This is a genomic window from Planococcus sp. VCh962 (assembly GCF_057748275.1).
This window is the reverse complement of the sequence record NZ_JBYLHS010000002.1, coordinates 500047-520051: the sequence shown is the minus strand read 5'-3', so window position 1 is coordinate 520051 and position 20005 is coordinate 500047. Positions and strand designations below refer to the sequence as shown.

The 20005-nt window shown below is 44.0% G+C and carries 24 protein-coding genes and 1 pseudogene; 22 read left to right on the top strand and 3 right to left on the bottom strand.

Features of this window, described 5'->3' with window-relative positions; translation table 11 throughout:
- Positions 1–17: 17 nt before the first annotated feature.
- Complete coding sequence (locus tag AC3AQ9_RS09935) at positions 18–716, top strand: Na-translocating system protein MpsC family protein (protein WP_488307311.1); 699 nt, start codon at positions 18–20, stop codon at positions 714–716.
- A 46-nt stretch (positions 717–762) separates the two neighbouring features.
- Here the strand turns inward: AC3AQ9_RS09935 and AC3AQ9_RS09930 are convergent, their stop codons facing one another.
- On the bottom strand, positions 763–1467 hold the full coding sequence (locus AC3AQ9_RS09930) for a Na-translocating system protein MpsC family protein (RefSeq protein ID WP_488307310.1): 705 nt from the start codon (positions 1465–1467) through the stop codon (positions 763–765).
- Positions 1468–1676: 209 nt separating this feature from the next.
- Between AC3AQ9_RS09930 and AC3AQ9_RS09925 the strand changes: the two genes are divergently transcribed.
- Together AC3AQ9_RS09925 and AC3AQ9_RS09920 are read left to right on the top strand one after the other, a co-directional pair.
- The gene (locus tag AC3AQ9_RS09925) at positions 1677–2177 is read left to right on the top strand and encodes a DUF2243 domain-containing protein (protein WP_488307309.1); all 501 of its coding nucleotides are present in this window, start codon (positions 1677–1679) and stop codon (positions 2175–2177) included.
- Complete coding sequence (locus AC3AQ9_RS09920; protein ID WP_488307308.1) at positions 2178–2966, top strand: cytochrome c oxidase assembly protein; 789 nt, start codon at positions 2178–2180, stop codon at positions 2964–2966.
- Positions 2967–3124: 158 nt separating this feature from the next.
- Here AC3AQ9_RS09920 and AC3AQ9_RS09915 read toward each other — a convergent pair whose 3' ends face one another.
- Positions 3125–3706 (bottom strand): protein-L-isoaspartate(D-aspartate) O-methyltransferase, encoded by a 582-nt coding sequence (locus AC3AQ9_RS09915; protein ID WP_488307307.1) that lies wholly within the window; start codon positions 3704–3706, stop codon positions 3125–3127.
- A 161-nt stretch (positions 3707–3867) separates the two neighbouring features.
- Here AC3AQ9_RS09915 and msrA point away from each other — a divergent pair, with 161 nt between their 5' ends.
- The 12 genes and pseudogenes from msrA (at position 3868) to AC3AQ9_RS09855 (ending at position 11977) form a co-directional block, all read left to right on the top strand.
- Positions 3868–4545, top strand: coding sequence for a peptide-methionine (S)-S-oxide reductase MsrA (gene msrA / locus AC3AQ9_RS09910; RefSeq protein WP_488307306.1), 678 nt, complete (start codon positions 3868–3870; stop codon positions 4543–4545).
- A 116-nt stretch (positions 4546–4661) separates the two neighbouring features.
- Complete coding sequence (locus tag AC3AQ9_RS09905; RefSeq protein ID WP_488307305.1) at positions 4662–5357, top strand: MgtC/SapB family protein; 696 nt, start codon at positions 4662–4664, stop codon at positions 5355–5357.
- Between the two features lie 129 nt (positions 5358–5486).
- Positions 5487–5876, top strand: a complete 390-nt coding sequence (locus AC3AQ9_RS09900) for a GntR family transcriptional regulator (RefSeq protein ID WP_488307304.1) — start codon at positions 5487–5489, stop codon at positions 5874–5876.
- Positions 5873–6970: a DUF1648 domain-containing protein gene (locus AC3AQ9_RS09895; RefSeq protein WP_488307303.1), complete on the top strand. Its 1098-nt coding sequence runs from the start codon at positions 5873–5875 to the stop codon at positions 6968–6970. The genes AC3AQ9_RS09900 and AC3AQ9_RS09895 overlap by 4 nt, the downstream gene beginning before the upstream one ends.
- Positions 6971–6991: 21 nt before the next feature.
- Positions 6992–7186: a PLD nuclease N-terminal domain-containing protein gene (locus AC3AQ9_RS09890; protein ID WP_488307302.1), complete on the top strand. Its 195-nt coding sequence runs from the start codon at positions 6992–6994 to the stop codon at positions 7184–7186.
- On the top strand, positions 7183–8064 hold the full coding sequence (locus AC3AQ9_RS09885; protein ID WP_488307301.1) for an ABC transporter ATP-binding protein: 882 nt from the start codon (positions 7183–7185) through the stop codon (positions 8062–8064). The genes AC3AQ9_RS09890 and AC3AQ9_RS09885 overlap by 4 nt, the downstream gene beginning before the upstream one ends.
- Positions 8061–8846, top strand: a complete 786-nt coding sequence (locus tag AC3AQ9_RS09880) for an ABC transporter permease (protein WP_488307300.1) — start codon at positions 8061–8063, stop codon at positions 8844–8846. The genes AC3AQ9_RS09885 and AC3AQ9_RS09880 overlap by 4 nt, the downstream gene beginning before the upstream one ends.
- A 133-nt stretch (positions 8847–8979) precedes the next feature.
- On the top strand, positions 8980–9384 hold the full coding sequence (locus AC3AQ9_RS09875) for a VOC family protein (RefSeq protein WP_488307299.1): 405 nt from the start codon (positions 8980–8982) through the stop codon (positions 9382–9384).
- The gene (locus AC3AQ9_RS09870) at positions 9377–10081 is read left to right on the top strand and encodes a CBS domain-containing protein (protein WP_488307298.1); all 705 of its coding nucleotides are present in this window, start codon (positions 9377–9379) and stop codon (positions 10079–10081) included. The genes AC3AQ9_RS09875 and AC3AQ9_RS09870 overlap by 8 nt, the downstream gene beginning before the upstream one ends.
- A 13-nt stretch (positions 10082–10094) precedes the next feature.
- Positions 10095–10919, top strand: coding sequence for a metallophosphoesterase (locus tag AC3AQ9_RS09865; RefSeq protein WP_488307297.1), 825 nt, complete (start codon positions 10095–10097; stop codon positions 10917–10919).
- A gap of 67 nt (positions 10920–10986) precedes the next feature.
- A pseudogene (locus tag AC3AQ9_RS09860) lies at positions 10987–11406 on the top strand (NUDIX hydrolase); the annotation flags it as partial.
- Between the two features lie 73 nt (positions 11407–11479).
- Positions 11480–11977: a GNAT family N-acetyltransferase gene (locus AC3AQ9_RS09855; protein ID WP_488307296.1), complete on the top strand. Its 498-nt coding sequence runs from the start codon at positions 11480–11482 to the stop codon at positions 11975–11977.
- Positions 11978–12049: 72 nt separating this feature from the next.
- Here AC3AQ9_RS09855 and AC3AQ9_RS09850 read toward each other — a convergent pair whose 3' ends face one another.
- Entirely contained in the window at positions 12050–12373 is a 324-nt protein-coding gene (locus tag AC3AQ9_RS09850; RefSeq protein ID WP_488307295.1) for a CHY zinc finger protein, read from the bottom strand.
- Positions 12374–13092: 719 nt separating this feature from the next.
- Here AC3AQ9_RS09850 and ribE point away from each other — a divergent pair.
- The 7 genes from ribE (at position 13093) to AC3AQ9_RS09815 (ending at position 19836) form a co-directional block, all read left to right on the top strand.
- Entirely contained in the window at positions 13093–13722 is a 630-nt protein-coding gene (ribE, locus tag AC3AQ9_RS09845) for a riboflavin synthase (RefSeq protein WP_488307294.1), read from the top strand.
- A gap of 14 nt (positions 13723–13736) precedes the next feature.
- Positions 13737–14930, top strand: coding sequence for a bifunctional 3,4-dihydroxy-2-butanone-4-phosphate synthase/GTP cyclohydrolase II (locus tag AC3AQ9_RS09840; RefSeq protein WP_488307293.1), 1194 nt, complete (start codon positions 13737–13739; stop codon positions 14928–14930).
- A 13-nt stretch (positions 14931–14943) separates the two neighbouring features.
- Entirely contained in the window at positions 14944–15408 is a 465-nt protein-coding gene (gene ribH / locus AC3AQ9_RS09835; protein ID WP_488307292.1) for a 6,7-dimethyl-8-ribityllumazine synthase, read from the top strand.
- 112 nt (positions 15409–15520) lie between these two features.
- A complete protein-coding gene (locus AC3AQ9_RS09830) occupies positions 15521–16228 on the top strand; it encodes a DUF421 domain-containing protein (protein ID WP_488307291.1) in 708 nt (235 codons plus the stop codon).
- Positions 16229–16237: 9 nt separating this feature from the next.
- Entirely contained in the window at positions 16238–16768 is a 531-nt protein-coding gene (locus tag AC3AQ9_RS09825; RefSeq protein WP_488307290.1) for a histidine phosphatase family protein, read from the top strand.
- A gap of 168 nt (positions 16769–16936) precedes the next feature.
- Positions 16937–18757 (top strand): LTA synthase family protein, encoded by a 1821-nt coding sequence (locus tag AC3AQ9_RS09820; RefSeq protein ID WP_488307289.1) that lies wholly within the window; start codon positions 16937–16939, stop codon positions 18755–18757.
- Between the two features lie 65 nt (positions 18758–18822).
- Positions 18823–19836, top strand: coding sequence for a GTPase (locus AC3AQ9_RS09815; protein ID WP_488307288.1), 1014 nt, complete (start codon positions 18823–18825; stop codon positions 19834–19836).
- The last annotated feature ends 169 nt before the right edge of the window (positions 19837–20005 follow it).

Here is a 20005-nt window from a genome sequence, read left to right as displayed (position 1 = left end):
CAAAGGAGCAGATAGGTATGGCAAGAGAAAAAACAATAGAAAGAGAAGTGGGCAGTTATATCTCCACTTTGCTGCGGGATTATTTCGGGAAAGGACCTTCGTCAGTTTATGTAACCGTTGCTGACCCTTTCATCGTGATCCATCTCCGTGGATTCTTAGCGCCGACGGAAAAAATCCTCTTAAAACAAAATGAATTAAGACGTGTGCTCGAAACGCGGGATATACTGATGAACGATTTAAGAGCCGAGATTAGTTTAGAGTTATTAAAAATAGGAGATTTCCGGATTACTGAAATGTATGCAGACTGGAATCTTGAAGAACAGACAGGATTAATCCTCGCAATTTTTGAATCCAAATCAGGGAAGCAGGCACTGGAATGGCCCAAAAAAATTGAACAGCAAGAGTTTCAAAAAGCGATAAAGGGATTTACTGAAAAAGCGCAAAAGATCCCGGATCGGATTGAAACATTTTGGCTGAATAACCGGACCATTTTAATTGAACGATCAGGAATTTTTATCCACATCGAAACAGAACTGATTAAAGCTGGATTTATTGAAGAGCTTAAGCTGGTGAAAAGGCCGTTAGAGCGACGGTTGCTGAAACAGCTGGATCTTCAGCCGACCTTAAAGAGAAATATGCATGAAGTCTTTTTAGACTGGAATTTTGAGGAAGACAAAGGATATATCATATTGATTTTGGAGCCGGAAAATACATAAAGGCCAAAAAGAATCCCCGCCTGGAAAAGAAGGCGGGGATTTCCTGTTAGTTTGAAGTGTTGCTTGCTTCCAAGATTAAAACCATATAACCCTTGTCTCCTTGAAAATCCCAATCCACAAAAGTCTCCAGAACTTCTCGTTTTATAATCTTCCATAATTCGGATTCATTCACCAGCCGGTATTCCAAGGGTCGTTTAGCGAGTTTAAGCTGCTCCCAAAAACCGTTTTTAATCAATTCTTTTTCAATTTGGACAAAAATCCCTACACGTTTAACTAATACTGTCCGATTGTCTAACCAGTAGGATTCAGTTTTATGGGGTTCTTTTTGCCCCTTGATGCTCATCTCCACCATTTCTTTATCAAAACTCTCATGGTCAATTTCAGCCGGCCATTCAAAGTCCTGAGGATCTGAGTCCTCATGCAAAATCGCCAAAATCAAACCTGAATGATTTTCGGGATGCCAATCCGCATAAATTTCTTTTACATCAAATTCTCCGATGCCCCAAAAATTCAGCTTGATTTCAGGCGTAAGTTCACTCATTACCATATCCCTGGTTTCTAAAACGCGCTGTCTTTGGTTTTGGTTAAGCAGAGATTTTTCAGTCGGACCTAAAAAACCTCTTATATGAGCTGAGATGAACGGAAATTTGATCGTGACGAATACAGAGGTCGGCCCTTTGCCAAAATGCATTCGCAACAAGGAGGAAATATAACCGCCAATTTCCGTTTGGGGCGATTTAGACTGTAGCATTTTAATGCTCCTCCAGACCGGATGATTAGCTATCCATTCCAGTTACCTTAATTATACGCTCAAAATAGAATTATAGATAGAAAATTCCAACAATTAAGGCTTGCAGGTTTTAAGTGATATAAATGCGGGTATCATTTTCCAACAATACTAATGGTTAAAATATTCATTCCAATCGAAAGAAGGCATTCGGGTAAAGGGGGCAGGTATTCATGTTCGCCACTAGTGAAGATGCGAGGGCTTTCGTTAATGGCAAAAACCGCAAGCTATACGCAACACGCAATTTGTGGTCAGGTGTTCTTTTCGGGCTCGGTCTGGCAGCTTTTGTTGATGAAACTGTTTTCCATCAGCTTCTGCATTGGCATCATTTTTACGATCAATCAACAAGTAATATCGGCTTGGTTTCGGATGGCTTGTTTCATGCATTCAGCTGGTTTGCCACAATTGCCTCGCTTTTCCTGTTTGCGGACTTGAGAAGAAGGAACGCCTTATGGTTGCAGAGATGGACAGGGGGTGTGTTTTTCGGGACCGGTGCTTTCCAGCTATACGATGGGACAATCCAGCACAAATTGCTGAAGCTGCATCAAATCCGCTATAATGTCGACATTCTGCCATATGACGTGGCCTGGAATATTATTGCACTCATCCTGCTGGCAATCGGCGGCATATTGCTCTGGAAAACACGCAAGCTTCCGGAAAGGACAGGCAGTTAAATGGAACATGGATTGCAGCCCGAGTTAACCGCTGCTGAATTCGGGACAGCACTGTTATTGCTGACAGCTGTCGTAATTTACGTGAATGCGGCAGTCATGTCAAGGAAGAGATACAAAAGCTGGCCGCTGTATCGGACTTTCTTATGGGTTATTGGTGTAGTGGCTATTGGGGCCGCATTAATAGGACCATTCGCCACCCGTGCCCATAGCGATTTCACTGCACATATGTTCAATCATCTCTTGATCGGTATGCTGGCTCCGCTGCTGCTGGTGCTGTCATCACCAGCAACGCTCCTGTTAAAGTCACTGCCGGCAGCTTCAGCAAGAAAAGTGGTGAAGCTATTAAAAAGCAGGCCGGTTTATTTTATGGGCCATCCCATTACTGCGGCAATGCTGAATATAGGCGGGCTATTTGCGTTGTATACTACGGACTTGTTCTATTTGATGCACGAATACTTACTGATTTTTGTGCTTGTACATTTCCATCTTTTTGCTGCCGGCTATCTATTTACCGCTTCCATCATTTATATAGATCTGGTGGCACATAAAGTCAGCTATTTTTATCGCTCGGCCGTTTTGGTAGCGGCGCTTGCGGGACATGGGATTCTAGCAAAACTGCTTTACGCCAATCCGCCGGAAACGGTTTCGAAAAGCCAAGCGGAGGCAGGTGGCATGCTGATGTATTATGGCGGCGATGCCATTGATGCGGTTCTGATCACCATTTTTTGCTACCAATGGTTCGTCACCGCTCGTCCGCGCCGAGCGGTGCCGGAGGGTGGATTTAAATAAAGAAAAGCATCAAGCAATGGGGACTCATCCCCACTGCTTGAGTTGATCCAATCGGACTCATTAGATCTCTCGCTTTACCGTCTTACTGGGCGTTAAAAGCGGGAAGGAAGAGGCTGTGTTTCAGGCGGAGATATCCCGACGTTGAAGCGCAGCCTTTTTTACTCGTACTTTCCTTTCAGCGGCACAAATCTCACATAGTTTAAAACTTTGGAAGTTACATTGCCATTTTCATCTTTTTCAATAAGTGTCAATTCCTGCATAGCAGAAGAACCGACCGGTATCAGCATTTTTCCGTTAACCTTTAACTGTTCCACCAGTTCGTCGGGAACTGAGGAAGCGGCAGCCGTGACCATAATACGGTCATATGGAGCAAATTTTTCCCATCCGAAACTGCCATCATCAAGTTTGAAATGGATATTGGTGAAACCTGCTTCAGCGAGCCGCTCTTTTGCCCGGCTATGCAACTCCTGAATGCGCTCAACTGTATAAACTTCCGCTGAAAATTCGGCTAGTAAGGCGGTTTGAAATCCAGATCCTGTACCAATTTCGAGCACTTTCGAATCGGGCTGAAGGTCCAGGGCAAGCGTCATTTCAAGGACAAGGGAAGGCTGTGAAATCGTTTGCTCAAATCCGATAGGAAGGGCTTCATCCAGACCCGCCAATTCTTTATGCGAATCCATGAAAAAACGCCGATCCAGTTCCTGGAAGTAAGAAATGATTTCTCTATTACGGCTTTTCATGGTCATCACTCACTTTCGCTAACAAAATTAATGGACAGCTTCTTGCCTTCATTTTAATAAAATTCAGTGCCGTTTGCCTACTATTTCAGCCGGCAAAAACATTGAAACTTTCTATGTCTGACCGGGTATGTTTTACTGAAATAAAACTGGAGGGAACAGCGATGGAACGATATCTTACGATTATGGATTTGGAAAAGGAGAGGGAGGACCAACTAAGGAATGTAGAAACAGCAAGCTTTGGAATGGGCTGTTTCTGGGGGCCGGAAGCGCGATTTGGAAGTTTGCCCGGTGTCCTCCGGACAAGGGTCGGGTTTTCAGGAGGCACGACTCCAGAACCCACGTACCGCAGAATGGGTGACCATACCGAAACAATCCAAATTGATTTCAACCCGGAAATCCTCCCTTATGAGGAAGTCCTAAAACAGTTCTGGAGAAATCATTATCCGAACAGGGACGGATATAAAGGAAGACAATATATCTCGCTGTTGCATTATCACAGCGAGGCTCAGGCTGAAACAATTGAGCGGGTGAAAAAAGAAATGGAAGCGGAGCTTGGGGAGGAAATCGAGACGGAAATCGCTTCTTATAAACACTTTACGCTTGCAGAAGAACGCCATCAGAAATATTACCTGAAGCGCTATCCGAAAGCTTTAGAGCAATTGGAAATATTTTATCCAGACCCTGAATTGCTGGTAAATTCTATGTTTGCTGCCCGTTTGAATGGTTTTGTCAAAGGTTTTGGAACAAGAGAAAACTTAAGGCAGGAAATTATGGGCTGGAACATCGCCGAAGCGCACAGGCACATACTGGCGGACACATTAATGAAGCTTAAATGGTAGAGCCCCACCAGGAATATTTTTTATCATGCTGGATAATTTCGAGACTGATAAAAATATATTCGGGTAAACTGAAGTAAAAGAAAAAAAGTGGAATAAGACGGTCAGGAGGAAAGCTGATGGATTTTCTGCCTGGAGATTATTTGAGTATCGTCATTCGCTTGCTGATTGCCGCTCTTCTGAGTGGGTTGATTGGGGTAGAACGGGAAGCGCGCCAGCAGCCTGCAGGTCTCCGGACACATTTGCTTGTCGGCACCGGATCCTGTCTGATGATGATTTTGTCGGTCACTGGATTCGATGCATTTCTGGAACGGGACAGCGATGCCATCCGCTATGACCCTGCACGGATCCCATCCTATGTAATTAGCGGCATCGGTTTCTTGGGAGCGGGAACAATCATTGTGCATCGTGGCTCAGTAAAGGGATTGACGACAGCGGCATCGATTTGGGTAGCGGCAGGACTAGGCCTGGTTGTCGGGATTGGCATGTATTTTGTCGCTATTTTAACCACAGTAATTGTATTGGCTGCGCTATCGATTCTTGGGAAGCTTGAAGCGAAATACCTTCCTTCCCATAACCCGAAAGAGATTTCAGTCGTTGCAGAAGACCGGGAAGATGTTTTTTCATCCATCAGCGGACTTTTTGAAGAAAGTAAAGTGGTCATCATGGATTTTCATATTGAATCTGTCGAAGCCCATAATGGTAAAAACGTTTCGGCTTATACATTTGTCATTCGAGATGAAAATATAAAGAATGAAATTGAACTTGTAAAAAAACTTCAACAGCATGAATCTGTTTACAAAGTAACTAAATAAAATTCTGAGGAAAGCTTTGGCAAATAATGCCTCAGCTTTTTTTATTGCAAGCGATTGACGATGGGGCATGTCTGTTATATGATGTGTATAACAACTGTTCTATATTGTATAGAACAAAGAGGTGAGCAAATGTTTATTGAAATTGAACCGCAATCAGAAGTGCCGATTTATATGCAGCTAGCCCAGCAAATAATGGAAGGTGTGGCAAATGGGCAACTGCCTCCAGGTTCACCTTTGCCTTCAGGAAGGGCTTTTGCAGCTGATCTTGGCATGAATATGCACACGGTCAATAAAGCCTATCATTATCTGGAAGAGAAGAAAATTATTGAAATCATTCCGAAAAAGGGTGTTTTTATTCATCCGCATGGCATCCGGGAAGCGACAGCAGAAGAAAAAGAGCGGATTGAGCAGGAGTTGCGGCCGATTTTGGCAGAAGCTTTATGTCTCAAATTAAACAAAGAAGAAATGGAGAAAATGGTTGGAAAATTGATACGCAATATACAGGGGGGAGTAAAATGACGGTCTTTCTTATGGCTGCCGTTATGGTGCTGATCATTGGTGTTCAAGCTTTTGTTCCTTTTTTAGTAAAAAGAACGGAAGTGTTCGGAATTTATGTACCACAGGAGTATACCCAAAAAAAGACACTCAAAGTTTTGAAAAAAAGATATGCCATATGGGTTCTGCTTGCCGGCTTAGTGGCTGCTGTCAGCTATGCTGCTGCATTCAGTGTGATGGAAACGACTGAAGAAGCCGCGGCTTTATGGGGCGTCGGGCTTCAGCTGTCACTTCTATTATTCAGTATGGTTTTGTATCTCATCAATCATGTGAAAGTGAAAAACGAAAAATTGCAAGAAGGATGGACAGTAGGCAAAAAAGAAAAAGTGGTGGTGGATCTGCAGTTCCGGAATGATTTGGAAATGGTGTCCGGAATTGCCTTTTTGCTGCCTATGCTAATCACTGCTGGATTGATTTTCTATACCATCAGCCAATATGGCAGCCTGCCGAATCAAATTCCGGTCCATTGGGGACCAGGCGGAACACCTGACCGCTTTACAGACAAAACCATTTTCTCAAGCATCTCACTTTTGCTGGTGCTGTTGATGATGCAAGTGCTGTTTTATTTCTTGAACCAGGCGAGAAAAACAAGCGGGGCCAAAATAAGTGCCAGCCAAAAACAGCAGTCGCGGGCAAGGGAGTTGGCTTCCCGCAAATACGGAAGTTGGCTATTGTTCATCACTACAGTTTCTGCAACGCTGCTGCTGGGCAGTTTTCAATTGTCCATTATTCATCCGGAACTCGGAAGCGCTCTTTGGAACATGGCGTTGATCATAGGTTTTCTTATTTTGGTACTTGGAGGAGCGGCTCTTTATACATTTAAAGTGGTCAAAAGTGCTTCAGCTGCTGCTGAACAACAGCCGCAACCCGGGGTTATTGATGCGGACCATGACGAACATTGGAAGGCGGGAATTTTTTATGTCAATAAAGAAGACCCTTCAGTGATGGTGGAAAAACGCTTTGGAGTCGGATGGACCATCAATTTTGGAAATCCGAAAAGCTGGCTTTATGTGCTGCTGCCAATCGTTGTACTGTTAGCTATTGCATTATTGATATAAGCGTAAAGGGGATGAAAGAGAATGGATCAAACGACTTTGCTGATGCTGCTATTGCCGGTTATAGTGATTCAATTAGGGTTGATGGTTTTCACATTAATCGACTTGATTAAAAACCCGAATCCAAAAGGGCCGAAATGGCTGTGGGGAGCCATTATCGTGTTTATCAATATTCTAGGGCCGATTTTGTATCTGGCAATCGGGAGGCGGAATTATTGAACATCTTGGAAGTGACAAACCTGACGAAACGTTATGGAAGAGAGTTGGCTGTCAAAGAACTTTCTTTTTCATTGGAACAACGGACATCCACTGCATTGATCGGACCAAATGGAGCTGGAAAAACAACCACTTTGTCGATACTTGCCGGCTTACTGAAGCAAACAAGCGGTTCCGTCCGCTTGAATTATAAATCAGGCATCGGTTTTTTGCCTCAGCACCCTCAATTATTTCCCTGGCTGACTGCTCTGGAATTTCTGGAGATGGCAGCGCGGCTGAGCGGAATGAGAAGCAAAGATGTTAGGGGCCGCTCAGTTAAAACTTTGGAATTTGTGGGATTGGGTTCCGCCATGAACAAAAAAACCGGAACATTTTCAGGAGGCATGAAGCAGCGCCTTGGACTTGCCCAGGCAATTGTCCATCAACCGAAACTTCTGCTATTGGACGAGCCGGTATCTGCTCTGGACCCGGCAGGCCGCAGAGAAATTATGAATCTGTTAAAATCCTTGCAGCATGATACGACCATTTTGTATTCAACCCATATTCTGAATGATGCGGAAGAAATGACCGACCAATTGCTATTCCTGCAGCAAGGGCGATTGGTGGAACAAGGGTCATTGGCAGCAGTCAAAGAACGGTACGCTGAACCAAGTATCCGCATTCGCTTCCAAGACGCCGACCATGCCAGTAGATTCGCTGCAGGAAATAGATGGCTTGCGGTAACGGAAGGTGCTTCTGTTGTTTTGCCGATTGATGAAAACGGACCGCAGATGAAGGATATACTATCTGTTCTTGCATCGGATGCGAACGGAGTTATTGGTGTAGAACGGCAAAAGGCTACACTGGAAGAAATCTTTTTGAAGGTGGCGGGTGCGGAGTGAAACAATTCGGCGTTTTACTGAAAAAAGAATGGCGGGAAAATCTCAGGAATTACAAAGTGTTCTGGATCCCCATTGTTTTTATCCTATTTGGCATTATTGAGCCTCTGACAAATTATTTCTTGCCGCAAATTTTGGATTCTGTGGGTAATTTGCCTGAAGGAGCGGTAATCGATATCCCGCCTCCTGAGCCAGAACAGATTTTGGCAGCCGTAATGGGACAATATCAATTGGTTGGACTGCTGGTTCTGGTTCTCGCCTATATGGGAGCCATTGCAGGAGAACGGAAAAATGGCACCGCCACTCTTTTATATGTAAGGCCGTTATCGTACAGTGCTTATTTTCTGAGCAAATGGCTAATGGCCAGTGTGGTCGGTCTTTTGAGTGTATGGCTAGGGCTGATTGCGGCTTATTATTACACAATGCTGCTATTTGAGGCCATCGGTTTGATGGAATTTATCCAATTTGCCGGCACCTACAGTCTATGGATCTTATTGGTGGTGACTTTTGTGCTGGTGTTAAGTGCAGCCATGCCAAATGCAGGACTGGCAGCGGCAGTGTCATTATTGCTCATTATCGTCTTTCAGCTCGCAGATGGTCTGCTTGGTGCCTACTGGACTCTTTCACCGCTTAAAATTCCGGGTTATGCGGCCATGTGGCTGCTTGAAGGGCCAGATAATAGTGAATTTTGGTGGACCATAGGAATCACTGTGCTCCTGATTTGGGCGATGATCGGTTTCGGTATTTGGATGTCCAAATACAATGCTTCAAAAGCAAAAGTATAACTTTTTAGCCACTGCCTTAAAGGCAGTGGCTTTTATATTACGGCAAATTTCAAAAGCTGTCAGAAAGAACAGCTTTTGAGGCTCGAACTTTTCGCTTTCAGTCTGTTAAACTGAAAAAAAGGAGTGGGTGAATTTGCTGCATCATGTAGAAATAAATGTTTCAGATTTGAATGCATCAAAAAAATTTTACAGCGCTCTTCTTTCGGAACTTGGGTATGTGGAATACCAAAATTGGCCAATGGGATTTAGCTATAAAAGTGGCTCTACTTACATTGTGTTTGTGCAAACAGAAAGGCAATATTCACACCGGCTGTACCATCGCAAAACGACTGGATTGAACCATTTGGCTTTTCATGCAGAATCACGGGAGAAAGTGGAGAGCTTGACTGAGAAGATGAAAGGATTAGGAGTGCGGATTTTATATGAAGACCGCCATCCTTATGCAGGTGGCCCTGAACATTACGCAGTTTTTATGGAAGATCCGGATCGGTTGAAAATTGAAATTGTAGCTGCTGAAAGGGGTGGCCGGTTTGCCTAGCCAGAATTCCGCACGTTTTATCGTAGCCTTTAACAAAATTGAAAAAAACCTGAAGGATATCATCGGGGGCGCCAGCTATATCACTTTTTTCAAAGCGATTGATTTAGCGAAAAAAGACGACGCTACAGTAAGAAAATACGAGGATGACCTTCGGGAATTCGCCGATCTCCGCAACGCCATTGTCCATCATCGCACAGCAGCTGAGTATGTAATTGCCGAACCGCACATTGAAGTTGTAGAATTGATAGAGCATATAGAGTTGTTGCTGTCTCAGCCGGTCACTGTCGGGACGATGTTCGCAAGGAAAGTACATACCTTTGATGCGGAAGACAGCTTGGCGAAAGTATTGCGAATTGTAAGGGAACGCAATTTTATGCAATTGCCAATTTATCGGGAAGAGGAATTCATTGGATTGATTACTGCTGCAGGAATTGCGCGATGGCTTGCACAGACAGTCGAAGAAAAAATCATTTCCCGGGAAATAACAACGATGAATGATATTTTAAAGCATGAGAAAGCAGGAGAAAACCATCGTTTTATCGCTTCAAACACATCTGTTTATGAAGCGGAAGAAATATTCAAGCAATCCGTGATGAAAGGCGGGCGTCTAGAAGCGCTCCTCATTACTAGAAATGGAAAGAAAGAGGAAGAATTGACGGGCATAATCACGCCTATTGATTTGATCAAGATTGAATAGAGGTAACGCATAGATGAAAAAATTAATTGTATTTTTGGCCTTTGTCTTTTTTATTTTGGCCTTTGTCTGGATCAATAATAAGTGGGTTGTGACAACGGAATATACGATAGCATCTGAAGAATTGCCGGCAGCTTTTGATGGAAAGAAAATTGTCCAGATTTCGGATTTGCACAATGCCAGTTTTGGCAAGGACCAATCTTCGCTTATTGAAAAAGTGAAAACGGAAAAACCGGATGCAATTTTTATTACCGGAGATTTGATTGATAGTGACCGCTATGATTTGGATGTCAGTTTAACGTTGGTCGAGGCACTCGTGAAGATGAGCGAAGTGTATTTTGTTGTTGGAAACCATGAAATATCGGTAAATAAGCTTGATGAAATTACAGCTGCCTTAGAAGAAAGAGGCGTAACCGTTTTGATGAACGAAACTGCCCAATGGGAGATTGAAGGAGAAACGGTTCAAATTGCGGGGATTAGTGATCCGCTAATGGATGTGGATTTTTCAGAAGAAGACTTCACGCATCAAGCAATAGAAGAGGCCGGGCTGACAGATGCCTTTACTTTATTGCTGGCGCATCGACCTGAAATGTTCAGCACGTATGTAGAGGAAGAAATTGATGTGGTCTTTTCAGGGCATGCCCATGGCGGACAACTGCGCATTCCGGGTCTTGGCGGTTTAATTGCACCGGGACAGGGATGGTTTCCAACGATGACGGAAGGCATTTTTCGCAAAAATGATACACAGCTGGTATTAAGCCGAGGACTTGGAAATAGCGGTTTTCCAATTAGGCTGTTCAATTTGCCGGAAATTGTGGCAATCACATTGGAAAAAGAATAAGGGGTGTGCAATGGATACAACATTTTAATTCGGCAATCAGGTATTCAATTACCGGGTAGCGGCGGTTTGGATAGAAAATGGCCATGTTTTGCTGCATAAGCAAACAAAAGAATCCCACTGGGCGCTTCCGGGGGGACGTGCACAGATGCTGGAGGATTCCAAAACTTGTCTGCAGCGGGAGCTTAGAGAGGAACTGGATGCAGAAGTAGAGGCAAAGCGTATATTATGGGTTACAGAAAACTTTTTTACATATGAAGAGAGACAATACCATGAGCTGGGTTTTTACTATTTGGTACATAGTCAGGCAGGAGAAAAACTCTATCGCTCTGAACCCTTTTTTGGACCCGAAGGCGATCATTTGACATACCAGTGGATACCGCTTGAAGATGTTGGGAAAGTGGATCTCCATCCACACTTTCTGAAAGAGGCTTTACAAAAAATACCGCAAGCAACAGAGCATTTGATTGTATCCGATTATAAAATTTAAAAGAAATGCGAACGACTATACGAGAACCATTTTGCTTAACAGGTGGTAGCTACTTTGCAAGGAGGCGTTTGAAGTGATCAAAAAGAAAGAAGTCACTCTTCACCCTTATACATCGAAGGTGACTGTCGAATATAGCTTGCCGTCAGATCAATTGGAGTTTACCGGCCTGCCGCAGGACATTATCGAGCGGGATGCCAAAAATCCGGATAAGCACCTGATTATCATAAAAGCGCGTGATGAAGTGGCCGGCTTTTTTGAACTGGATGAATCGGACGACCGCAAATTGTATTCGAATAACCCGAAAGCACTGTTGCTCCGAGGATATTCGGTCAATCCGAAATACCAGGGCCGCGGCATTGCTACAGGTTCAATTTATGCTTTGCCCGACTTTATCCGAAAAGAATTTCCGGAATTCAATGAAGTTGTCCTTGGCGTCAATGCGCGTAATGCAGCAGCTCAGCGGGTATACCAGAAAGCCGGATTCGAAGATACCGGCAGGCGGCTGATGCGGTCTAAAGGCGAGCAGATTGTCATGTGTTTGAGAGTGGATTCAGAAAAGGAGAACAGTTGATGTTCTCTTTTTTTGTTTGGGACGAAGTATGCCATTGCACACCTGCCATTTAAATTGCTGCACAGAAGAAAACTATTCAAAATACAAATGCTTATGCAAACTGCAGCCAGGATTAAAACCAGAGCCGCACTCCGGACATGATGATGCACAGTCAAGGTATTCCTGAACAGTCAATTCATGGCCGCATGCACCGCATAAGACGGCTTTTTCGTTGAAACGCTCTTTTGGCCAAATTTGGTGATTCCCGCATCCCACAGCCTGATGGCATTCAAAGCAAGGATAGTAAATGCCGCAGCAGAAAAATTTGATAGCGATGCGATCGATTTCCGAATGATAGTGCGCACAGCGTGTTTCAGCATCAACATTGATTCCTTTTACTGTCAAAGAATGTGCCATTTTTCAACCTCCAATATGAATAAAGCAAATATTTGCTGACTATTCTTCAATTTATGCTACTATTAGTAGAACGAATAGTCGAATCAATTCTTCGGGGCAAGGTGAAATTCCTTACCGGCGGTGAGCAGGAAACTGTAAGTCCGTGACCCGATCTATGAATAATGAGCAGTTGGCTGCACTATGCGCCTGCGCTTTTCAGTGTCCAGCTCCGGCGCATAGCCCCTCGAGGTCGCTTCGGTCTGAAGGTCACGGCAAAAAACGCCGTGTCCTTCAAGCCCTCCAGCGCTTGTCAGGGCTAGACATGCGCCTGCGCTTTTCATTTTTCATAGACGGTGGAGCTGGTGTAAATCCAGCACCGACAGTTAAAGTCTGGATGGGAGAAGAATTTGAGGCTTTTTCGTTATGCATTTTTTCTGTTCGATGGAAATTTATTTTTGCTTAAAAGATCCGGCTTTTTAATGCAATGATGGAAACGAATCGATCACTAAAGTGCATGTTCAATAATTTTATTACAACCCTCTTTATTACCCTTTCCTAGCCACCCGACTGCCCCTTGGTGGAAAGAACCCATTTTGTTTTACTTTTTTCGGCTTTATATGCCGAGTGGCGCCTTCAGCCTTTATGCTGCGGACCGTCAAAGCATTTGCTACATACAATTCAATAAAGTTCCCATGGCTAGACAAAAGCTTTACGGCTTTTTCAAAGGAGCGTGAACACAAGTGTTTACTGGAATAGTAGAAGAAGTGGGCAAAGTTGCCTCCCTCCGTGCGAAGCCGCAGGCAATGGAACTGACAATCGCCTGTTCGCTTATTTTAGAAGATGTTAAACGGGGAGACAGCATTTCGATAAATGGAGTCTGTCTGACAGTTTCAACTTTTACGCACAATACGTTTACGGTCGATGTTATCCCTGAAACGGTCAAGTCTTCTACGATGTCGGAACTGAGAAGCGGTTCCCGTGTCAATCTGGAACGTGCCATGCCGGCTAACGGCCGTTTCGGAGGCCATTTTGTCAGCGGACATATCGATGGCGTTGGTGTTATCCGTTCTGTAAAAACAGAATCGAATGCGTTAACGAAAGTGATTGAAGTCAAACCGGAGCTGATGAAATATATGATGCTCAAAGGATCAGTTGCAGTGGACGGCACTTCACTCACGATCTTTGAACTTGGCAAGAACACGATAACCATTTCCTTAATACCGACTACACAGGAAGATTCTCTTTTAGGGGAAAAAGGAATTGGCTCACGTGTTAATATCGAATGCGATTTGCTTGCGAAATACACAGAACGGATTCAGACAGCGAAGCCGGCAATGACTCGCAGCTGGCTGGCTGAAAACGGATTTTGATGGAGGCGAAAAAGATGTTCTATACTGTAGAAGAAGCTGTTCGCGATTTGAAGAATGGCAAAGCCGTTATTGTCATTGATGATGAGAACCGTGAAAATGAAGGTGACTTTGTCGCGCTCGCAGAGCATGCAACGCCGGAAATAATTAATTTGATGGCAACTGAAGGGCGCGGTTTGATTTGTGTGCCGGTTGAAGAAACGATTGCGAAAAGGTTAAAAATCGGTTTAATGACTGATAACAACACGGATGAATATGGAACAGCTTTTACCATAAGTGTCGATCACAGAGATACCACTACAGGAATTAGTGCTTTTGAACGGTCGCATACGATTACAAGTATGCTGGATCCTGACGCCAAAGCTGCAGATTTCAAACGTCCTGGCCATGTCTTTCCGCTTATTGCAAAAAAGGGCGGTGTATTGCGCCGTGCCGGCCATACGGAAGCGGCAGTGGATTTAGCGAAACTGGCAGGATCTGCTCCGGCAGGTGTCATATGTGAAATCATGAATCCGGACGGCACCATGGCCCGCGTTGACGATCTGCAGAAAGTAGCGGAACGCCTGGGCTTAGGGATATTGACTATCCAAGATTTGATTGCTTATAAACGCAAGAATGAAAAATTGATCAAACGGGAAGTGGAAGTGACTCTTCCAACTGAATATGGGGAATTCCGGGCCGTAGGCTATACGGAACTTTTAACAGGACAAGATCATGTAGCTTTTGTAAAAGGGGATATTGATCCGGAACAGCCCGTTCTGGTCCGCGTCCATTCCGAATGCTTGACCGGAGACGTCTTCGGTTCCCATAAATGCGACTGCGGCCCACAGCTGCACGTAGCACTGGAACAAATCAATGCAGCAGGATCTGGCGTGTTATTGTATATGCGCCAAGAAGGCCGCGGTATAGGCCTGATCAATAAACTGAAAGCCTATGAGCTCCAGTCCCAAGGCTATGATACGGTAGAAGCCAACCAAAAACTTGGATTTGCGGATGATTTGCGCGATTATGGAATCGGTGCGCAAATATTGCGGGACTTGGGAATCGTAAAAATGAAGCTTTTGACGAATAATCCGAGAAAGATTGCGGGCATTGGCGGATATGGCTTGGAAGTCGTTGAACGGCTGCCAATCGAAATGCCGACCAATAAAGATAATGAAGCTTATATGAAAACCAAAAAATCGAAACTCGGCCATTTGCTGAATTTCTAAAGGAGAACTGGACATGACGGTACATTTTGAAGGATATTTAAACGGCGAAGGATTGCGCATCGGCATTGTGGTCGGGCGTTTCAATGAATTTATCACCAGCAAATTGCTAAGCGGAGCGCAAGATGCATTAAAACGCCATGGCGTAATTGACTCCGATGTCTCGATTGCTTGGGTGCCAGGAGCATTTGAAATCCCGCTGGTTGCCAAAAAGATGGCGACAAGCGGCAATTACGATGCGGTCATTACATTGGGCACGGTTATCAGAGGCGCTACGCCGCATTTCGATTTTGTCTGCAGCGAAGTGGCAAAAGGTGTTTCAAGAGCAAGCGATCAAGCAAATATCCCCGTAATTTTCGGCGTCTTGACTACCGATTCAATTGAACAGGCAATTGAACGTGCAGGAACAAAAGCCGGGAACAAAGGCTGGGAATCAGCAGCTGGTGCGATTGAAATGGCAAACTTGATGAAAAAACTTTAAAGCGAAACCCGGGACTAATGGTCCTGGGTTTTTTTAATTAGCTTAAAAGCGATAGAAAGGGGAAAGGGGTTACTATAGAACAATATAGGATAATTGACTGGAGGAGAAGGGTATGACGTATGTTGATATTGGGATAAAATTGATTTTCGGACTTGTGGCATTGCTTGTAGTCACAAGATTGCTCGGGAAAAAAGAGATGTCCCAGCTCACTCCTTTTGATTTTATCTACTCTATTGTTTTGGGCGGTATTTTAGAAGAAAGTATTTACGACGATAAAGTTTCAGGGCTGCATGTCTGGTTTGCAGCAGCTGTCTGGGGAATCATGCTGTTTGGCATTGAAAAGCTTTCGGAAAAATACGATAGAGTGCGGGTATTGCTTAAAGGAGACTCATCCATTCTGATTCAGGACGGGGAATTCATGGTAGAAGAACTGAACAAGAACCATTTGGAAATGGAGCAGCTCAGAACCATGCTCCGTGAACATGGAGTGTTTTCGCTGCGGGAAGTCCGTGATCTGTATCTGGAACCAGGGGGTTCAATCAGCTTGCGCAAGTATGCTGAAAAGGACAGTGTCACACCGGAAATGCTCGGCATTAAAACAAAAGACGACTCTTTGACGTTCCTGTTCGTTGACGAAGGCGAAATCAATGAAGGGATTTTAAAGTATGTCGGTAAATCGAAAGAATGGCTTTATTCAGAGTTGGAAAAGGAAGGATTTAAAGACATTAGAGAAATTTTATATGCCGAATGGTCTAAAACAGACGGATTTTTCATAAAGACTTATAATGAATCTAATAAAAGCGCCGCAAAAGGAAATTAGGAGGGTCATATGAAAAAGACAATTTTTTTAGTTCGGCATTGCAAAGCAGAGGGGCAGGATCCGAGTGCTGTATTGACTCCGGAAGGTGAAAATCAGGCCCGTGAACTCGCGCGTTTTTTCGAAAGCCAAAAAATAGACCGAATCATATCCAGCCCGTTCACACGGGCTATTCAATCTATTGACCCGACAGCGGAAAAGCTGGGCCTTCGTCTTGAAATTGATGACCGTTTGGCTGAACGTGTATTGAGTTCTAAAGATGTGCCTGATTGGATGGAGCGGTTAAGAAAGTCTTTCCATGATTTGGATTTGAAATTTTCAGGTGGTGAGTCCGGCCTCGAGGCGACTGAGAGAGCCATGGAAGTGCTGAAAGCGGCTTCTGACCGCAGTGTCTTAGTAACTCACGGCAATTTGCTGGGGCTGATATTGAAGCGAATCGATGAATCCTACGGATACGAGGAATGGGTAAAGCTTTCAAATCCAGATGTTTACAAAGTGGAAATTGATGAGGGAACACTTCAGATGATGAGAATGTGGAAGTGAAAATAGAGGCTTGCTGATAAAGGACTTTGTTTTAGATTTTGATTTAATGCAGTTATAATATATGTATAAAAAATGGCCGGATGATGAGTCCGGCTATTATTTCCCGTTCCTTAAAACCTGTAAAATATATCATTAGTTTAATCATCAGCTGAATGGGAGGTGGAACTCATGAAAACAACAAAGACAATTCCGTATTTATTGCTTTTTCTCTTCTTGTTTATCAAGGTGAGTGCGTTTCGAATGCTGATCTTTGACACGAAGTCCATCGGGCATATTGCTTTTGTCGAGTTTCCGGTATGGGCACTCCTTTTGGCGATGGGACTTTTGATTTTTAAAAAGCATAGATGGCTTACCGTTTGGATCTACAGTTTTCTTGTCTCCGGCATTTTCTTTGCAGTGACGTTATACAGCCGCTATTATACGACCATCCCCTCCTATTACGATTTGCAGCAGACAACGCAGTCAAGTACGGTGGGCACAACGATTCTGCTATTGATCAACCCCTTAGACTTTTTGTTTTTCATGGATTTGCTCCTATTGGCTTTTGTGAGACGCAGATGGCGTAAGCTTCCCCGGACAACTGCACTCAAATACGCCGTCATCGGATTTGCGGCCGTAAGTGCCATCACAACAGCTTATGCCATAAAACAGCCCATTATAGACATTTCATATTTTGCAAAGGAAAATGGGTATGCACAGTCTCAGCTTGTTCAAATGTACCAGCAAGTAAATGACAAAGCTCATGCCTCTTCAATAAAATTATCCCCCAAAAAACTGGAAGAATTAAAAGGGAATGAATTCATCCCAGTAAATAGCCAGGAGACTTTCGGCCTGGCGGAAGGCCGCCATTTGTTTGTGGTACAAGTTGAATCGATGCAGAATTTTGTGGTTGGAAAATCATTGGACGGACAGGAAATCACCCCGAATATCAATGCGCTATTAGGGGAAAGTGCTTATTTTTCCAATGTTTTTCAGCAAATCGGTGCCGGCACAACCTCTGACGCCGAATGGATTGTGAATACTGGGCTGTATACCGAAGGGATGGTGCCTATCGTTAATCAGCTGAACGGCAACAAAGTGCCTTCACTAGCGCATGCGCTCGAAGATAAGGGCTATGGCTCGGCAACTTATCACGCTGATGATATAGAGTTCTGGAATCGGGATGTCCTGTATCCCGTCCTCGGATTTGATGAAGTGTTTTCGATTGAAGATATACCGGACATCAAACAAGTCGGTTTTGGGCCGGCAGATGAAGTGCTGGTAGATTTTGCTCTTGGCGAACTTCCACGGCAATTGAAAAACTACGACCGCATATACTCCAACATCGTCATGATGACAAGCCATACCCCGTTTCTGATGCCTGAAGACATGCAATATCTGGATTTGCCGGCTGAATATGAAGGTACGCATGTTGGCAATTATCTGCAGGCCGCCCGGTATGCAGATGAACAAGTGGGCGTCTTTATCCAGGAACTGAAAGATGAAGGATTGTTTGATGAGTCACTGATTGTCATATTCGGTGATCATTCCGGCATCCACGGATCTCCCCTTGCTTTAGAAGATGAGGTCCTAATGAATGATTTCCTTGGCCATCCGTACTCCATGAAAGAACGATATACGATTCCGCTTGTCATGACCGGAGGTGGCCTGTTTGAAGGGGCGGAAATGAAGCAGCTTGGTGGCCAAGTGGATATTATGCCAACTGTGCTGTCGCTGCTTGGAGTCGAGTACGACGAGCCGTTAATGGGCCATAATTTGTTCCAGTATGAGAAGAATTTGCTTGGCATGCGCTATTATATGCCAGGAGGATCATTCATCCAGTCTGAACAGCTGTATAAAGCACCGGGAGCAAAACTGCCGGATATGCTGTATAACTTGAAAACGATGGAAGAGCGAGGCAAAAATAGCGAGACTAAAAAACATATCCGCGATGTACAAGTGCTTTTGGAATATGGGGATAGCTTGCTTAAACCTTATATCCAAGACTGAAAATCACACAGAGACACAGTAATTGATTATAATAGTCAGTAAAGATCGAAAAGGGGGAACGCCAAATGGTAAAAGAGTTTGAACAAGAAGTTAGCCAAATGATGGATGCGATGTTTGAAAATGAAATGAAAAAAGTGAACGACATGCTCGAACAGGACTTGCTTATCTCCTTAATTGGGGAAGTGAACGCTGGAAAGTCATCGACAGTCAATAAAATCATTGGTGAAAATATCGCCAGCACAAACCCTATGCCGGGTGAAACTATCAGCGTAGATCCTTATAATATCCGCGGGCTGGAAAACATCAAATTCATGGATACACCTGGCCTTAACGACCCGAACGATGAAAATCCGAAAAAGACGCTTGAGTTTGTTCAGAAATCAGATGTCGTACTGTTTTTCCTGAATGCAGCCGGAACTGTGTTTTCGGAAAGTGAAAAAGAGAAATTTACAGCAATCGAGAAGCACAATAAAGACATTCTCATTGTGCTGAACAAAATTGATGCCGCTGAAGACATTCCATCAATTATCCAATTTGTAAAAAATCATACAAAAAATAAATATAAAGTTATCGCCATTTCTTCAAAAACAGGTGAGAACCTTGAAAACTTGAAGAAGGAAATTCTTTTTTTGCTCGAAAAGAAGGGAAAAGACCTGCTCTTCGCTAAAAGCATGAAAGAAAAATCTTCTGCTGCCAACCGCTGGATTATCGGTTCCGGTGTTTCTGCAGGGGTAATCGGTGCATCACCGATTCCCGGGTCTGATGTGATTCCTCTTACTTCCTTGCAAGTAGGGCTAATTATCAAGTTGTCGAAGCTCTATGATAAGCCTCTTAGCAAAAAGGCAGCGAAAGACATGATTGTCATTACAGCTACACAGACAATCGGGCATACACTTTATCGCCAAGCATTGAAATTCATTCCGGGTGCCGGTTCGGTCATAGGCGGAACCGTTGCTTCAGCAATGACGCTGGCGCTTGGCTATGGTGTTAAATATGCTTATGAGAATAATATTGCCATCGATTATGAGATGATCGGTGAGCTGTTTGAAAAATATCGGACGCGTGAGAAAAAAGCGTGAAGTGAATGATTGGAGACCGCTCTTTTTAAAGAGCGGTTTTTTATTTTCCTTGAATCCAGCGCTTGTCGGGGCTATACGGGCACTTGCGCTTTTCCTATGTCCAGCTCCAGTGCCCAGATTCTAGGGTCATAAGCCAACCCATCTGTACGGCAGAAACACGCCGTTTCGA

Bases quoted from the DNA above. Each gene is read 5' to 3' on its own strand.
- AC3AQ9_RS09935 (WP_488307311.1), top strand. From the start codon at position 18: ATGGCAAGAGAAAAAACAATAGAAAGAGAAGTGGGCAGTTATATCTCC.
- AC3AQ9_RS09930 (WP_488307310.1), bottom strand. From the start codon at position 1,467: ATGCTACAGTCTAAATCGCCCCAAACGGAAATTGGCGGTTATATTTCC.
- AC3AQ9_RS09925 (WP_488307309.1), top strand. From the start codon at position 1,677: ATGTTCGCCACTAGTGAAGATGCGAGGGCTTTCGTTAATGGCAAAAAC.
- AC3AQ9_RS09920 (WP_488307308.1), top strand. From the start codon at position 2,178: ATGGAACATGGATTGCAGCCCGAGTTAACCGCTGCTGAATTCGGGACA.
- AC3AQ9_RS09915 (WP_488307307.1), bottom strand. From the start codon at position 3,706: ATGAAAAGCCGTAATAGAGAAATCATTTCTTACTTCCAGGAACTGGAT.
- msrA (WP_488307306.1), top strand. From the start codon at position 3,868: ATGGAACGATATCTTACGATTATGGATTTGGAAAAGGAGAGGGAGGAC.
- AC3AQ9_RS09905 (WP_488307305.1), top strand. From the start codon at position 4,662: ATGGATTTTCTGCCTGGAGATTATTTGAGTATCGTCATTCGCTTGCTG.
- AC3AQ9_RS09900 (WP_488307304.1), top strand. From the start codon at position 5,487: ATGTTTATTGAAATTGAACCGCAATCAGAAGTGCCGATTTATATGCAG.
- AC3AQ9_RS09895 (WP_488307303.1), top strand. From the start codon at position 5,873: ATGACGGTCTTTCTTATGGCTGCCGTTATGGTGCTGATCATTGGTGTT.
- AC3AQ9_RS09890 (WP_488307302.1), top strand. From the start codon at position 6,992: ATGGATCAAACGACTTTGCTGATGCTGCTATTGCCGGTTATAGTGATT.
- AC3AQ9_RS09865 (WP_488307297.1), top strand. From the start codon at position 10,095: ATGAAAAAATTAATTGTATTTTTGGCCTTTGTCTTTTTTATTTTGGCC.
- AC3AQ9_RS09850 (WP_488307295.1), bottom strand. From the start codon at position 12,373: ATGGCACATTCTTTGACAGTAAAAGGAATCAATGTTGATGCTGAAACA.
- AC3AQ9_RS09840 (WP_488307293.1), top strand. From the start codon at position 13,737: ATGTTCTATACTGTAGAAGAAGCTGTTCGCGATTTGAAGAATGGCAAA.
- ribH (WP_488307292.1), top strand. From the start codon at position 14,944: ATGACGGTACATTTTGAAGGATATTTAAACGGCGAAGGATTGCGCATC.
- AC3AQ9_RS09830 (WP_488307291.1), top strand. From the start codon at position 15,521: ATGACGTATGTTGATATTGGGATAAAATTGATTTTCGGACTTGTGGCA.
- AC3AQ9_RS09825 (WP_488307290.1), top strand. From the start codon at position 16,238: ATGAAAAAGACAATTTTTTTAGTTCGGCATTGCAAAGCAGAGGGGCAG.
- AC3AQ9_RS09820 (WP_488307289.1), top strand. From the start codon at position 16,937: ATGAAAACAACAAAGACAATTCCGTATTTATTGCTTTTTCTCTTCTTG.
- AC3AQ9_RS09815 (WP_488307288.1), top strand. From the start codon at position 18,823: ATGGTAAAAGAGTTTGAACAAGAAGTTAGCCAAATGATGGATGCGATG.